Here is a 15,708-nt window from a genome sequence, read left to right on the forward strand (position 1 = left end):
GTTTCTGGGCAATTCCATTATATCAAAAGAGCGTTATTTATGCCCTTTTTATTGGCTAAAATATTGAATTTTCAAGGTACAGTACACCTGATTGGTGTGGGAAGTTTGAGTCATATAATTGGAACGGAACAAAATGTTCACTGGAATATATTTATTTTCACAATATCAGTAATCAGTGCATGCTTTGGGAACAGCACCATATGGAAGAACGTCTGAAACAGGATGCTGAGAAAATTATGGGGATGCTAATTAATGTAAAGGAATCAGAAAATATTATCCTTGCTATGCAAAGCATGCTACGTTATGCTATGCTTCTTTTCAGTACCGGTGATTACAGGAACACGATACCATATGCAGATGCGATATTCGAGAAAATACAAAGCTCTTATGAGCTGGCAGAAATTGAACTGGTGAATATTTATGAAAAGATTCTCGCGATGTACTCGGAAGCTGAGCTGCTAGATAAGGCGCATGAAATAGCTGTCCTTTGCGAAACCCTATTGCAGGAAATGGAACGGAAAGGATATTACGAAGAACTGCGTTCGTTTGATATCACACCGATGCAGTATAGATCTTTCATTGGATTAAAACTGACCACTGCATATCTAAATCACGCAATAGCGCTTTCAAGGATGGAAAGCCACGCGGATGCAGACAGGTATTTATGTATGGCCGAAAAAATGGTGAATGAGCATCCGGAAATAGAAGTCTCAGAGGCAGGCATCGTACAAAGAATAATTATGTTCAGGAAAAATGGTTTGCCAAAACCGAAACGTGAGGAGGATTTCGAACAAGAGTATCGCAAATATAAAAATGAGATTGAAACAACATTAAGCAGATATATGAGAAGCAAAGAATATGATACTTCATCATTACTGCGGATTGTTGAATTGATTGAAAAAATGACATGTATGCCGGAACACGAGTTCTTCAAGAATACATATGCGATGGCAAAGTACTACTATGTTCTTAACATGCTATTTGGTAATGTTGGTCGTAAAGATTTGGCATATCAGATGCTTCAGAAAGCAGCCCAAATAGCAGAAAATGACGATAATAAAGAGTCATTGCATGCCGATATTTACTCAGATATGTGTGCATATGAGAGTAGTTCTCAAAAAAAATCTTTTTATTCACGAAAAGCTTTGACAATATATGAGAGCTTACAGGCAAATGGACAAGATTATTCTCCAAACTCATATGCAATGACCCTTTATAATGCGAGCATCATTTCAATGGAACAAAGTGAGTATAAAACAGCGATGGAATATGTGAAAAAAGCATGTTATATTTGGAAAAAGTTGTTGCAATCAACAACAGACGAGCAAATTAATGCATATTTGGCTGAAGCGCAAAGATTGATCATGTATTTGGAACGGAAGATGAAGTGAGTTATGCATAGTTACTCTTGATAGCATTTATATTGATACGATGCTGTGTGAAGAGGTACTGGAGAGTTCAGAAGACATAAGAATTGAAGCACAATCCCGATGTGGTTGAAATTATCAACTGCATCGGGATTTTTTTGATTTCCCCCTACTATCAGAGCAATTATGTTGTGAGATGATTAATCCGTAATGAGGAAGGGCGTGTAGCCGTGAGTTCATATAAGAACTTGGAGTAATAACTCCCCCTCCTAAGATGGCAAATTGCTCATGAGATACTTATCTCACAGGAGCGACAGAGAGTTTTCTCTTCCAAAAGGAACAGAGAACTCCCCCCTCCGGAGAATGGAATTGTCCATGAGACAATTAATTCATCGAAGGAAACTTCGAAAACGGAACCTTGAAAACTCCATAAGAAACATGCCAAAACGCCTGGTTATCGGGGCGTATAGTTCGATAACAGCGACCATTGAGCGGCTGAAGACCTCTGGGGAATGTGACACCAATCGTTGCACGGTAATCAAACAACCAAATTTACATAGATGCAAAGGAGAATTCTACCATGAAGAAATATAACTATTCTAACGAGATTGCAAACGTTGTTAAGAAGTTCCTGACTGACGATGACTGGCATTACTCTTTCGACGAAGAACGTGGCATTTTCGATTTTGGTCTGAGAGTGAGAAGCAAGATCCAGAAGATCAAGTACCTCATCGACGTCAAGGAAGATGAGATGGTGGTTTACGGTATCTGTCCGATTGGTGCTGATCGCGATGACGAGAAGATGATGGCACAGATGGCTGAATTCATCTGCCGTGCAAACTTTGGCCTGAAGAACGGATGTTTCGAGTTCGACTTCAGAGACGGTGAAATTCGCTATAAGAGCTTCATCGATTGTGACGATGTGCTTCCTTCCACTGAGGTTGTAAAGAACAGCATTCATTGTACCGCAGCAATGTACAAGCGTTATGCGGCCGGTATTACATCCATCATCTTTGCCGGAAGTTCTGCAAAGGAGGCCATTGCCATGTGTGAAAAGTCTCCTGACGAGGAACTTCGTAGTATGCTTGCAGAGATCGGAGCGGATGCTGGCGATGGTGATGTTGCTGATATGATTGCTCGTCTTGCTGAGAGACTGGGAATCACAACCGAAGAGGAAGCAGCAACCAGTGAGACTGCATCTTCCGAAGATGCAGCAGAGGTTCACGTAGATCTGTTTGGTAAGAAGAAAGCGGAGGTAGCATAATGAATGTTCTGATCAAAAGCTCCAATGGTATTACACAGGTATCAGCAGATTCCAAGCTGTTATCTCAGAGAAAGGTTTTTATTGAGGGAGAAATTACACCGGAAGCTGCATGCGAATTCATCAAAAAGATCATGGTGCTGAATGAAGAAGATTCTAGTAAGCCTATTGATGTTCTGATTAATAGCCCTGGCGGTGAAATCAATTCCGGTATGGTTATGTACGATGTGATTCAGGCAAGTAAGGCTCCTATCAGAATGTTCTGTATTGGAAGAGCATACAGCATGGGTGCAGTTCTATTTGCCTGCGGAAATCACGGAAGATACATGCTTCCACATTCGGAATTAATGCTTCATGAACCTCTTTTGGGCAATCGTGTAGGAGGTAACAGTTCATCTATCAAGTCTATTTCGGAGAGTCTCCTGGAGACAAAACGAAAGATGAACCAGATTCTTTCTAAACATACCGGAAAGAGTGAAGAAGAAGTAGAGAAAGCCACAAGTTATGATCACTACTTTAGCCCGGAAGAAAGTAAAAGCTTTGGACTTTGTGATCAAATCGTAGACTTTAGTGTGATTATGGAGGGTTAAGTCATGGAAAAAGAAAAAGTGATTCTTGGTGAGAACTGTTGTTATTCTGCAGACAGTAATGAGACTGGATTAAACAACAACGTGATCGTATGTGGTGGCAGCGGTAGTGGTAAGACCATGTCTGTCTCTGAACCGAGATTACTTGAGACCAAAACCTCAAGTATGATCGCAAACAGTCACAAAGAGACGTATTGTGAATAAGTACATGCCTTTGTTCCAGAAGAGAGGTTATGAAATCTTAGACCTCAATTTTGTGAATCCTCTTGAAAGTTCATGTGCCTATGATCCGCTGGAGTATGTAGGAAGCTATTCAGATATTACATTTCTTGCGAAATCTATCGTAAAGGCAGACCCACAGAAGGATAACTCCAGCGCTGATCCATACTGGGATGAAGCAGCCACTTCCCTTCTGTCAGCAGAAATTGCATATACCTTGATGACGAAGGACAATGCCACATTTGCAGATGTTCTGGAACTGCATGACAGCCTTGTTCTGGATGAAGGTAGTGGAACAATCAGAACATCATTGGATGGAAAGTTTGAATACATCGCATCGAAGGATCCGACCTGCTTTGCGGTATCCTGTTGGAAATCCTTCAAAAATCTGCCTATCAAGACGGCAGGATGTGTGTTTGGAACCTTGAACACCACCATCGATACTATCTTCTCTCCCGAACTTAGGAAGATGATGGCAACCAAGAAGAAGGTGGATTTCGAACAGATGGCAACCAAGAAAACAATTCTGTTTGTGACAACCAGTGCAGTAAATCCGGCGCTTCATTGCTTCGTAAATATGTTCTATGCACAGGCATTTAAGCAGCTATTTGAATATGCTGAGAATCGTCCTGATGGAGTGTTACCTATTCCGGTCCACGTGTTATGTGATGACTTCGCAACCGGCAGTCGCGTATTGAACTTCCCGGAATACATAAGTATCTTCCGCGAGAAAGGCATCTCCGTAACGCTTCTTCTTCAGTCTGAAAGTCAGCTCGAACAGATGTACGGAACAGATAATGCAACTACGATCATAAACAACTGTGATTCATATATCTATCTTGGTGGGATGGATCTCAGAACAGCACAGAACATCAGCTTGAGATTAAATGCACCTCTGGATGAAGTTCTTTATATGCCTATTGGGCAGGAAGTACTCTTCAGACGAGGACAGCGTCCGATCGTTACCAGAAGATACGACATTCAGAAGAATGATGTCTATCAGAAGGTAACAAAGGACTATAACAAGAGAATGGCAAATCAGGAAAGATAAGGAGGACTATTATGCAGAAGTATATGTATCAGAGACATGTAAATACATCCGAACACAAGCGAGACTATATGAAAGGTGGTTAGCTCCCCCTGGCTGACCAAGGATAACGGGCTGTTATCATTTAAGTAGAAAGAACGAAGGGGGTGACGCAATGAGTAGTAAGGAACTCGGTGGTGTGGGAAGAGGTATTGACTCTTCCTAAAAACAACAGCAGCGTTGAATGAACGGATAGGGAGGTGATTGTTTTCAAGTAATTAGGAGCTGGCTATACGATCAAGATGACAAGAATGCAATATATAACAAATATGAAGGAGAATAATTCTATGAAGAATATGAACATTGAAAATCAGAATACAACCAATAACAAGATGAACAAGTGTGAAATGCTTCCTGGTGGAGGTTTCTTTGGAGGCGAGCAGAAGGAGACGCTTCCGGGCGGCGGATTCCACGGAGGCGAGCAGAAGGAGACGCTTCCGGGCGGCGGATTCCACGGAGGTGAGCAGAAGGAGACACTCCCGGGCGGCGGATTCCACGGAGGTGAGCAGAAGGAGACACTCCCGGGCGGCGGATTCCATGGAGGCGAGCAGAAGGAGACACTCCCGGGCGGCGGATTCCACGGAGGTGAGCAGAAGGAGACACTCCCGGGCGGTGGATTCCATGGAGGCGAGCAGAAGGAGACACTCCCGGGCGGAGGCTTTCATGGAGGTGAGCAGAAGGAGACACTTCCGGGCGGCGGATTCCATGGAGGTGAGCAGAAGGAGACACTTCCGGGCGGCGGATTCCATGGAGGCGAGCAGAAGGAGACGCTTCCGGGCGGCGGATTCCACGGGGGTGAGCAGAAGGAGACACTTCCGGGCGGTGGATTCCATGGAGGCGAGCAGAAGGAGACGCTCCCAGGCGGTGGTTTCCACTAACAGAACTGGGTTTGCGGACGTTATTCGGTAGTTGGGAGGTGATTTTTTGATTAATAAAATGTTTAGAATAATCAATGTTTCTGCGGTTCAGGCACAAAATATGCCTAATGCTCCCCCCTGCCCTTCTGGTAATTCAGGGTCTTATTATAAGGCTGTAGATGAATTACCGTAACGACTCAATATTTGAGACGTTATTAGGAAAGGTTATTCATGAGAAGGTCTCAGGTATTGAGTTGAGAGGAGGGATGATATGGATGGATTTATTCATATTACAGCAATTGCTTTGATCATAGGTTATGCAGCCTTTTCAGTATGGTTCATATGCAAGAGACAAACTGTTTGGGGAAGCGTAGGATCATCGGCAGGATTGCTGTGTGGAGGTGTGTTTATTGTTCCAGTAGCTGAAGCAATTGCTTCGTTCATTTGCTGGGGTATTGTTGTAGCAATCGTATTAGCAATCATTGGTGCAGTAGCCAATTAATATGGGAGGAAAATGAGATGAGAGAATTTGCATTTGGAACAGATCAGCAGTTTGAAGAACTGGATCAGCAGTTATTGGATAATCAGTGTCACGTATACAACGGTTGTATCCTTCCAGAATGCTGCACTCCAAAAACCGCAAGAATTGGATTTGAGCAGAACTGCAATGGGCATTATATCCTGTATATTGACAAGGGCATTTGTGCTGAGACGGATAATTCCGACTTTAAGAATTTCATCACAAATGGAGAAATCAGATTTATCTGTATGGATGATATGATCTGTTTTCTTCGAGGGCTGCAACCTCTTTTTGAAGCCAATAGTTTTGAAAGTGAAGATATACATCATGATATTGTGGACGGGCAGAACAGCAAGGAGGAGGCTTGCTTAGGTAAAACTGTAGAACCGACTTCTGATGATCCGGTATATGATCCTTCGAAAGTAAAAGCACTCAAGGAGGAAGCAGATGTGCCCAAGATGGTTTGGCCGGAGGAGATTGCAGCACCTCTTAAGAAGAAGGTGTTTGGCCAGGATAATGTGATTGATGAAATCGCGAATAAGATTGTCATCAATAAAATGAGGAAGGATAAGAAGCTTCTGGTAATGGCATTGATCGGCCCGACAGCAACTGGTAAATCCGAGACAGCGAAATCACTGGCTGATGTTCTTAGTAATGTATATGAAACTCCGTATGGTTACATCGAGATCGCAGGAAGTGAGTTCGTAGGTGAACATACTGTTCATAGATTCTTCGGAGCTCCTCCTGGATATATTGGCTTTGGTAATGATACGGTTTTAGAACCTGTTAGAAAAAACAAAAAGCATGTGGTTGTGATTAACGAAATCGAGAAGGCTGACACAAAGCTTCTTACTGGATTAATGGAAGCTATTGATACCGGTTTCCTGGGGATGGCAGATAACTCAAAACCGATTGATTTGAACGAATGCATCCTGTTTTTTACCTCAAACATTCCAATCGATATGGATAGATACCAGAAATTATCTAAGTTTGAGAAAGCAGAAATGTGTAGGGATCAATTCACAAAGCACTGTGGTAGACCGGAAATCAGCGGTAAAATTGGAAACTTTATTGTTTTCAATGCACTCTCTGACACTGCGACTATGGATATTGTAGCCAAGTTTGTAAGGGAAGAACTCAAAAACTATGAGCTTCGACTGGTGCGAATTGATGAAGGATTAATGCTTGATTTCTTAAAGCATCAGACAAAATACGGAGCAAGAGGGATCCGAGATCTTGTCAGTGATGCTATTGGAGAGCACCTTTTGAGAGAAAGACGACTGGAGTCATTAAGAGATAAATCAGTAGCATTAAAGGGAACAATTGGTGCAATTGAGTTTGAAATCGCATAAGGAGGAATTTATGAGACGAGTAGTGAGATTGATTGAGAATGGACTTACTAGAGTGGCCTATGGATTAGATTCAGTAATGAGCTGCTTTAGCTGTGACTATGACGAAGATCTGATGGAGGAGGAAGAAACAATGGAGGCAATGCAGGAAAAAGGGATTCCTAATAAGACAATTAAATTCTCGACTAAAGTGCTGGATGATTTCAGAAAAAATGTAGGAAAGTACAGAGCTGAAACAGGTGGTATGCTTGCATCAAAGACGGATCCAAACTTAATTGATGAGTGTTACTTTGATGTTCACTCAAGAAATACATCAGGCACCTTTTACTATGACGTCGAGTCTATGTCTGAAGTGTTTAGGGCATGGAAGGCCAATGGATTTGTAACAAATGGTATTTACCATTCTCATCCGATTGGATGCGTTCGCCCATCCTACCATGATATTTCTACAGCGCTTCTTCACCTGAGATTCTTCGAATTGGATTACTTCTATCTTCCGATTATCCAGAATGAAAGAAGAGGATTTTACACTATGTACTTCTATGTGGTGCGTCAGGAAGATGATTGCCTGAATGTTAATTTGGAATATGTACTTAAAGCCAACGAAGACGGCTATGTATATGCTTCATTTAAAAAGTGGAGTCAGAATTATTCAATCAAACAGTTGGATGCATATCGTGATGGCATTAACTGCCAGGAAGAAAGACATGCAGAAGCGGAAGAAAAGAAGGTAGATAGCCTCAATGCTACTACCATTACAAGTCAGGAGGAGAGTGTTATGAGAAAAGCTGTAGAGAGCAATGATTACTTTACTAAGGTGCAGAGCTTATATCCGGATCATGTTCTTGATAAGGTGATCATCTGCATTGGTACTGGTGGCGCAAGAAGTGCACTTGAGAATTTTGCAAGAAGCGGCTTCAGAAATTATATTCTTATGGATGCTGATATTGTAAGCCCGTCAAATGTTGCTACACAGGGAGTCTTCATCAGTGAGATGGGTAAAAAGAAGGTTGATGTTATCCGCCAGCGTATTCTGGACATTAATCCTGATGCGAAAGTTGTATGCGTTGATCGTTTCCTTGATGACAATATGTCTGATGAAGAGTTTAAGTCCTACATGGACATGTTCCCTGGAAGAAAACCTACCGACTATCTGATCCTGGGATGTACGGATAACTTCGAAGCGCAGAAAAGAAGCTCTATCCTTGCATTAAAGTATGGTACTCCGTATCTTGCAGCAATGATGTATAAAGCAGGTGCTGCTGCCGAACTCATCTTCGTGTATCCAGGAGTAACAGAGAGCTGTCCGAGATGCCTTCTTGGCAGTCGATTTGAAAAGTATGAGAATGGATTTGAAAATGATGTTGACTCATCTGCTTGTACTATTTTTGCAACTGAGAGAATGAATGCACTGAAAGGATATATTGCTCTCATGCTGCTGATGTATCATGAGGCACCGGGCAATGCATTCAGCGATATGCTCGACAGCGTCAAAGATCGAAACTTTGTACAGATCAGATTAAATCCTAATGTAAGGGATGTGCTGGGTATCGGTATTTTTGACAGAGTGTTTACAGGGGCTGAACGATATACATTTATGGATGAAACAGTCTGGATCCCGCAGAAACCGGATCATCCATCAAACGGATATGAAACCTGCAAACTTTGTGGTGGTACAGGTCATCTGGAAGACCTTCATATGAAATGGCCGGATACAAGAAATATCAAGATGGAGGAAGTGACCGCTAATTCGGTGGCAAGCGATTATGCCGATCAGACTGCCTAAGGTATACATAGTGGGTGGTGGAGGCTTTTAGGGGCTCTCCCCTCCAGCAAATCGTCAAAGGGGTTCAAGTATCATTATAGATGAAATCATAATATGTTAGGAGGAACGAAATATGAAGGAATTTGTATATGGAAGTGATCATCAGTACGAATTACTGAAAGAATCCCTTGAAGATCATCTTTGCCATGTGTATTCGCACTGTTATCTGCCAGGAGCTTGCAGCAAGAATATCGCCAGAATCGGTTTTGAAAAGGAGGAGAATACATATGCCCTCTTTATCGATAAAGGCATTTCTTGCAGCAACAATCAGGCACCAGCTCTTTTTAAAGACTGGCTTGCGATTGGAACAGTAAGATTTCTGGATTTCACAGATATGAAAGAGTTTTTAAGAAGCTTGAAGTGCTTGTATTAAGGAGGTGTTATAAGTGACAGGATGGATTGTAGTAGGAGTAGTGATGGTAGTTGCTGGCATACTTATATATTGCAGTCGAACAAAGGAGACCCCAGCAAGACCTGCCGAGACAACACAAAGAACGACACCCCAGCAGACAAGAGTGGTGCCGCTTTCTCAAAAAAATGAAACTGGTCCAATGGTCTACTATGCAAATGATAGGCATTGTGGCAAGGATAGAGAGTATCGTTTCAATTATAAAAAAGTTAACGGATCCTGGAGAGCTTATATACTTCGAATGCCTAGCCTTGGCAATCGTGATGCAAGAAGTATTCCGACACATAGACTGTGGGATGACAGTAACAACGCGTACATTTGCTGGGATAAGACGGTCAACTCGTTAAAAGACATGCAAAATATTTCCAGAGTGTGGGCGGATTGTATTCAGGAATATATAGCAACTGGTAAAAGGTTTGGACCTGAGTAATAGCAAGATGATTTGGAGGTGTTGATATGAATATGGATGAATGGATGGTTATAGTAGTTGCGATCATTGCAATTACTGCCTGTGTTAAAACCGGTATATTGATTTCACGTAATCAGAATAGTACTTCGGCACCTTCAAACTCAGGAAACCAGGCAATTACATTAGTTGGAAATTCGGCCAAATCCGCAACAGAAACAGGCCCGATGGTTTATTATGCAAACGATAATCATGGGCGCAGAGATAAAGAATATCGGTTTAATTACAAGAAAGTTAATGGATCCTGGAGAGCTTATATTCTTCGTATGCCGAGTCTAGGAAGCCGATCAACAGATGGGCATGCGACTCATAGACTCTGGGACGGATCCAAGCCGTACGTGTGTTGGGACAGTCCTGTAAATTCTCTGAGTGATATGCAGACCATCTCTCGTGTATGGGCAGACAACATTCAAGAGTATATTGCTACAGGCAAAAGATTTGGTTAATAAAAAGAAGTTTGCAGAGTTGAGTGCTTCATAATATAGCAGGCGGGAGAGGGGTGTTTATTCTCTCCCCCTTTCTGTCTATGGATAATTCGATGTTAAGCTGTATATATCAAAAAGAAAGAGGTATACAGCTATGAAGAATATCTGGAATGAAGCTGCAATCCGAAAAGAGTTTGCAAGATTGGATGCAAAGACTGGTTTAAAGGAAGCAACCCTGCCAATTAGTTTCAGCAATGCTAAATGCACACTGGGATCCTATAGCTCTGCCGGTGGAGGAGCATTTCGTTTCTCCAGACACTACTTTGATGATCCATTGTGGCCGATAGAAGAGGCCCTGGATACCATCCGCCATGAGTATGCACACTACATGGATCATATGGTATATGGCAATGTGGGACACGGGGCTACTTGGAAGAAATGCTGTATTGAAGTTGGTTCTCTGCCGATTCGATGTTACAGCAGAGAGAGCGCGAATTATTATCAGGATATGTATGAAGCTGAGCGAAAGCAAGCAGCGATTCTTGATCATTACAGAACCGGCTCTTTCATTATGCATCCTCGATTTGGCAGAGGACGGATAGTGGAGATTGTCGGTGCTGATATTAATCGTTATGCATTGGTCAACTTCAAAGATATGGAAACCAAGAAGCTTTCACTAACATGGGTAGATAAGAATTGTGGGAGGTGCGCTTAATGAAAAGATGTTCTAATCCAAACTGTGATTCTGCTTTCTTATATGGTGAGGACAAGGAGGTATGTCCATTCTGCCATAGTGAATTAGTACACAATATGGACAATGCAGTAGTTCATTTACAACCGGCTGATCGCATACCAGGGCTTGAACCTGTGCGAAATCAGGCAGTGCAGTTCATTCATGAGCATCTTGGCACAATGGAATGTCATGGCCGAATCGTGGAGATTGATCATCAGGAACTGTTTAACTCAAAGCGTTTAAAGCTGATCAATACAATCTTTAGAGGAGAACCATACCAGTTTGCACATCAGACAATCGAGTATACGATTAGGGTGGAAAGTCTATCAGATGAGTATCCTCCTGAAGTACGAGATTTCTGCTTATATGGAAGCTATCTTGGAAGAATGCAGGTGGGTGATGAAGTACAGATCAAAGCCAAGAATTTGAAACACCGTAGAGTTGTGAAGTCTATCTACAATCGAACGACAGATACAACTGTTAAACCTGGATTTCAGATTCCGGCGATCCTGGTACGGATACCCATAGCTATTCTATCAATAATATTGATTGCTTTAATGTGTAGTATTGTATGGATGGTTGAAAGTGGAGCTGCGGCTATTTTATTGACAGCTGTTTTGACCGCTCTGATTCCTATCATAATAATGATATGGATTTTCTGGGAAATTGTTAAAGGTATATTTAGGAGGTAATCATGAATCAGTATAGAGAACAGATTTTACAGGCTCAGAAAACTGCAGCAATAGTAAACCTGCTGAAAAAGAATAATTATCTTACTGCAGTAGGTGCAAACGATGTGGTGATTGATCATGATAATACTTTTGTACCAGTAATACACCGTTGGTATCGAATTGAGGGATTCAGGGCTAAGGAAGATGAACAGGAAACAAAGGCAGCTGTAAGTAGAGCAGCGTATGGATGGCTTCGTGGCGCACATTCAAACTGCTCTGCATTTGTAATGGATCATGTCAGAGACGAAGTCAGAGTATTCTATGGAACGGGTAGTAATACAGATTTAGGATCCATCTTTTCTTCAATCATTCCGGAGTGCATTGTACATAATGCAACATGGGAAGGTGCTACGTATGCATATAATGGTATTCTGTCAGGGACTATTTCAGCAGACAGTTTTGCTGATACTTTTGCTGGCATGAGAGGAGGAGCATGTTACATTGCATGCGTTGTTATTCCAGTCAATGATGACGAAGTGTGGGAGAAGATTAGAGAGAACGAGGTGTTGATTGGACGCTTAGAACAGTTTAAATCCTTCCAGAGGGTATATGGAAATGCGACAAGACGAACAGAAGAGATCCCAATTCCAGAGATTGTGCGTGCTATTTCCCTTCTAAAAGACGAAAATACGTTTTTAAGTAACAATGTTGGACGAGGGTTTGCAAGAAGTTGCGTGCGCTTTGGTGCATCTGACAGGGACACCTATTATCGCTTAGGAGCAGTATTGCGGTCCTGTATGCATTATGATTCGGAAAATCAGGAAGGATTCGAACCAGTACGGATTCTGGATGTACATGGAAATGTCGGAGGATCCAGAGCCTGTTTGGCGATTCCGAGGGTTAATATTTTAAATCAAGTATATCATGGGTACGCAGATCTGGTTTCTTGGCAGACTGTACAGAGCCTTGAAAAGTTCTGCTCAATGCCTATTAATTCTTATACCGGCTTTTATGTTAGAAACAATAATGTGACTGAGAATACACTTAAGGTGTTTCCTGAGATTAGACCTATCAGAGAATCAGGTATTACCATTGGATCCTTTGTTAACTCTTCGGTGCCTGCTGTAATTCCGTTATCTGCATTATATTCTCATATGCTGATTGCTGGGGCAACAAGATCTGGCAAAACTACTACGGTTAAGGAGATTGTTAAAGGCCTTTATAATCTGGGAATTCCATCCCTGGTGATTGAGGGGGCTAAGAAGGAATATATTGGATTACTTTCCGAAATTCCTGAACTGCAAGTATTAACACCGGGGACTGATGGTCTTCAGCTGTTTATCAATCCACTTCAGGTTGAAACTGGTACTCTTATTGAAAACCATGTGGATGCCGTTGTGAGAGCGATAACTGCTTCCACAGCTGGTGAACATCCGATTCCCGAAGCACTGGAAGGTTTGCTGAAACAGACATATGAAAAAGCAGGATGGTACTATGGAATGATGGCATATGAGGATGAGAGAAAGCCGTTTCCGACATTCAAGGACGCCTATAATAATATTCCAGAATATATCAAATCACATGCCCGTTATGGGGCAGAAGTAAAGCAGAATCTTGAAGGTGCTCTGACTCTGCGAACTGAGAATATGTATACAGGTGCACTCGGTAGAAGTTTTTCTAGACCATTTGGCATTACCGCAAAGGAACTTCTCGAAAATCCAACTGTTATAGAACTCGCAGATTTCTCTGATACAGGAACAGAGTTTTTGATGAACATTCTGCTCTTTAAGCTGCATTGCTATATTTCCCGTCTCCCGGACAGCAATACTCTTAAACGGGTCATTGTTGTTGAAGAGGCACATAACGTGTTTAGAAAAACACTTTCAGAGGACAGTAGCCGTGCAAGAAGTAATGATTATTTTGAAAAGATGCTGGCAGAAATCAGCGCATCCGGAACTGGAATGATTCTTTGTGATCAAAGACCGGGTATTATGTCGGATGCTGTGATTGCAAATACCAGTGTTAAAGTGGTACATGCGCTTACGGCGGCAAAGACAGATCTGGACCTGATGGCTTCTTCTCTGGGACTAAGCGGCACACAGGCTGAGAGAATCATGGAATTTGATAAGGGTATTTGTTTGATTGGTATCCGTGGAATTCCTGGTGTGCAGCATGTGAAAGTTAAGTCGTTGAATAAAGGAGAAAAACTGAATCCGGCATGTCATATCTGCGCTGGAAGATTTCGCTGCAGAAAAGCATCAGTGTTAACAATGATTCAGTCAATGGACGAAGGTCGAGTTCGATATCATATTTCCAAGATTCAGGCAAATCCATATAATACTGCGGTATTGTCTCGAAATATTGATTGTATGTTACGGGACTTAAATGTTAGCGCTGCAGCTGTTACAAAATGCTGTTTGCTTGGAGTTCTATTGCAGAAATATGGGACTATATCATATCAAGAGTCAAGAGTAATTCTGAATTCTTATAATCAGTATCTGAAAGGAGGAGCAAATAATGAGTGAGATTAGTGGTGGCGGTTCTAATGAAGGCACTAGTAGCGGCACTGAAATGGATAATTCTGCGGAAGTTGGTTCTTCGGTAGAAACTGGTGGTGCAACTGAAATGAATGGCACTAATGAGGTAGGCACTTCGAGTGAAACCAATGGAGCTGTCGAAATTGGTTCAGCTAAAGAAACCAGTGGAAATGAGATTGCGATTAATCCTGAGCAGACCTCGCATGGTATGAATCAGATACTCGAGACTCCGACAACATTGGAACAGGCCCAGATATCAGTAGAACATTTCCACAACCAGTCGATTGCTCAGATCCTAGACATGAATGGGAAATACATCAGTGAGGCTGATCGTGGAAGAATTGAAAACGGTGTAAATAGCATTAAAGCGATAGAACATAATCCAAACTCCGGACGTTCGGGAGCTTTTAGTACGATGAATGGGAAAAGCAGGATAGAAGTTTCTGCTTTGAGTAAGGACCAGATGGAACGAACTACCAAACATGAGACAAATCATTTTGCCAGCAAGAACAGAGAAATAATCGTTCCTATGCCGGATAAAGGTGGCCATATGGTGTACCAGACTGTTGGAATGAGACACACAAGTTGGTTTCACAATAATACTACTGGTGAGAATTCCGGATTTGAGACTAAGGGTAGAGGTTTGAATGAAGGAATGACCACAATGTATACAAATGAGCAGCTTTCTGCTCTGAGCAAAGAGAAAGGTGAAGCTGCAGAACGAGAGGGTGTTTATTCTCATGCAACAGAGGTTTGCAAACAACTTCAGGAAACCATGGGAAAAGACGCTTTGGGTGATGCATATTATGGTGGTAAAACTATGGCATTACAGGAAAAGATGGACGCAATGGGTGGAAAAGGCACCTTTGAACAATTTCAGAGTAGCATGGATAAAACAATTTCCAAAGACTATGCAGAAAGGGTTCAGGGAATGAAAGAGGCCCAGGCAATCCTGGCAAAGCTTGATGAAATGAATAATGGAGGTAATGCAGCATGATTGAGTATATCTTAAATTATATGGAATCAAAGGGACAAATCATCGCCTCGGCGGCTGAACAGGCAGCAGTTGAAACCGGTATCGGTCTTTACTTAGAAGAGAACGGAATTGATTCAGAAGAAAAACGGGAATACTTTCGTAAATATGTAGACCGACATCTGGCATTGATTGCTCCAGCTGATTTAAAAGGTTATTTTGTCGAGTATCCCATAATCAGTAAGGTGAATCAAATTGCAATAGAACAAGCCTGGGACGGAACTGTGGCACCAGAGCGTGTGACCGAATTATATACTCTGATGGAAAAGCTGAATGCTGCAGGTCTTTATAACAAGTATATTCCTGCAGTAGAGGTTAAATCTATCTTGGGCAAGTATTCATGAGTGATGTTATGAGGAGGT

Annotated in this window: 19 protein-coding genes; all 19 read left to right on the forward strand. The window is 42.0% G+C overall.

Going from position 1 to position 15,708, the window contains the following annotated elements; all coding sequences use genetic code 11:
- Positions 1–216: hypothetical protein (locus ACTNB3_RS02215; RefSeq protein ID WP_441024360.1), on the forward strand; the 216-nt coding region annotated here is incomplete at its 5' end.
- Positions 217–410: 194 nt separating this feature from the next.
- Positions 411–1,391 carry a hypothetical protein gene (locus tag ACTNB3_RS02220; RefSeq protein ID WP_441024362.1) on the forward strand — a complete coding sequence of 327 codons (981 nt, stop codon included), beginning with the start codon at positions 411–413 and terminating at the stop codon, positions 1,389–1,391.
- Between the two features lie 556 nt (positions 1,392–1,947).
- The gene (locus ACTNB3_RS02225; RefSeq protein ID WP_441024364.1) at positions 1,948–2,631 is read left to right on the forward strand and encodes a hypothetical protein; all 684 of its coding nucleotides are present in this window, start codon (positions 1,948–1,950) and stop codon (positions 2,629–2,631) included.
- Entirely contained in the window at positions 2,631–3,218 is a 588-nt protein-coding gene (locus tag ACTNB3_RS02230; protein WP_441024366.1) for a ClpP family protease, read from the forward strand. Before ACTNB3_RS02225 ends, ACTNB3_RS02230 begins: the two co-directional genes overlap by 1 nt.
- 3 nt (positions 3,219–3,221) lie before the next feature.
- Positions 3,222–3,419: a hypothetical protein gene (locus ACTNB3_RS02235; RefSeq protein ID WP_441024368.1), complete on the forward strand. Its 198-nt coding sequence runs from the start codon at positions 3,222–3,224 to the stop codon at positions 3,417–3,419.
- A complete protein-coding gene (locus ACTNB3_RS02240) occupies positions 3,412–4,485 on the forward strand; it encodes a type IV secretory system conjugative DNA transfer family protein (protein WP_441024370.1) in 1,074 nt (357 codons plus the stop codon). The genes ACTNB3_RS02235 and ACTNB3_RS02240 overlap by 8 nt, the downstream gene beginning before the upstream one ends.
- Before the next feature lie 323 nt (positions 4,486–4,808).
- Positions 4,809–5,399 (forward strand): hypothetical protein, encoded by a 591-nt coding sequence (locus ACTNB3_RS02245; protein WP_441024372.1) that lies wholly within the window; start codon positions 4,809–4,811, stop codon positions 5,397–5,399.
- 46 nt (positions 5,400–5,445) lie between these two features.
- Positions 5,446–5,571: a hypothetical protein gene (locus ACTNB3_RS02250; protein ID WP_441024374.1), complete on the forward strand. Its 126-nt coding sequence runs from the start codon at positions 5,446–5,448 to the stop codon at positions 5,569–5,571.
- Between the two features lie 78 nt (positions 5,572–5,649).
- Entirely contained in the window at positions 5,650–5,880 is a 231-nt protein-coding gene (locus ACTNB3_RS02255; protein WP_441024376.1) for a hypothetical protein, read from the forward strand.
- A gap of 17 nt (positions 5,881–5,897) precedes the next feature.
- Entirely contained in the window at positions 5,898–7,250 is a 1,353-nt protein-coding gene (locus ACTNB3_RS02260) for an AAA family ATPase (protein ID WP_441024378.1), read from the forward strand.
- Positions 7,251–7,260: 10 nt separating this feature from the next.
- Positions 7,261–9,033, forward strand: a complete 1,773-nt coding sequence (locus tag ACTNB3_RS02265) for a ThiF family adenylyltransferase (RefSeq protein WP_441024379.1) — start codon at positions 7,261–7,263, stop codon at positions 9,031–9,033.
- A 112-nt stretch (positions 9,034–9,145) separates the two neighbouring features.
- Complete coding sequence (locus ACTNB3_RS02270; protein WP_441024380.1) at positions 9,146–9,445, forward strand: hypothetical protein; 300 nt, start codon at positions 9,146–9,148, stop codon at positions 9,443–9,445.
- A 13-nt stretch (positions 9,446–9,458) separates the two neighbouring features.
- Positions 9,459–9,911 carry a hypothetical protein gene (locus ACTNB3_RS02275; protein ID WP_441024381.1) on the forward strand — a complete coding sequence of 151 codons (453 nt, stop codon included), beginning with the start codon at positions 9,459–9,461 and terminating at the stop codon, positions 9,909–9,911.
- A gap of 26 nt (positions 9,912–9,937) precedes the next feature.
- A complete protein-coding gene (locus ACTNB3_RS02280; protein ID WP_441024382.1) occupies positions 9,938–10,393 on the forward strand; it encodes a hypothetical protein in 456 nt (151 codons plus the stop codon).
- A 133-nt stretch (positions 10,394–10,526) separates the two neighbouring features.
- A complete protein-coding gene (locus ACTNB3_RS02285) occupies positions 10,527–11,087 on the forward strand; it encodes a SprT-like domain-containing protein (RefSeq protein ID WP_441024383.1) in 561 nt (186 codons plus the stop codon).
- Positions 11,087–11,797: a hypothetical protein gene (locus ACTNB3_RS02290; RefSeq protein ID WP_441024384.1), complete on the forward strand. Its 711-nt coding sequence runs from the start codon at positions 11,087–11,089 to the stop codon at positions 11,795–11,797. The genes ACTNB3_RS02285 and ACTNB3_RS02290 overlap by 1 nt, the downstream gene beginning before the upstream one ends.
- Positions 11,798–11,799: 2 nt before the next feature.
- Complete coding sequence (locus ACTNB3_RS02295) at positions 11,800–14,301, forward strand: ATP-binding protein (protein ID WP_441024385.1); 2,502 nt, start codon at positions 11,800–11,802, stop codon at positions 14,299–14,301.
- Positions 14,294–15,310: a hypothetical protein gene (locus ACTNB3_RS02300; RefSeq protein ID WP_441024386.1), complete on the forward strand. Its 1,017-nt coding sequence runs from the start codon at positions 14,294–14,296 to the stop codon at positions 15,308–15,310. Before ACTNB3_RS02295 ends, ACTNB3_RS02300 begins: the two co-directional genes overlap by 8 nt.
- The gene (locus ACTNB3_RS02305) at positions 15,307–15,690 is read left to right on the forward strand and encodes a hypothetical protein (protein WP_441024387.1); all 384 of its coding nucleotides are present in this window, start codon (positions 15,307–15,309) and stop codon (positions 15,688–15,690) included. The genes ACTNB3_RS02300 and ACTNB3_RS02305 overlap by 4 nt, the downstream gene beginning before the upstream one ends.
- The last annotated feature ends 18 nt before the right edge of the window (positions 15,691–15,708 follow it).

It is taken from the genome of Bariatricus sp. HCP28S3_D3, from assembly GCF_052065755.1.
Lineage (GTDB): Bacteria > Bacillota > Clostridia > Lachnospirales > Lachnospiraceae > Allocoprococcus.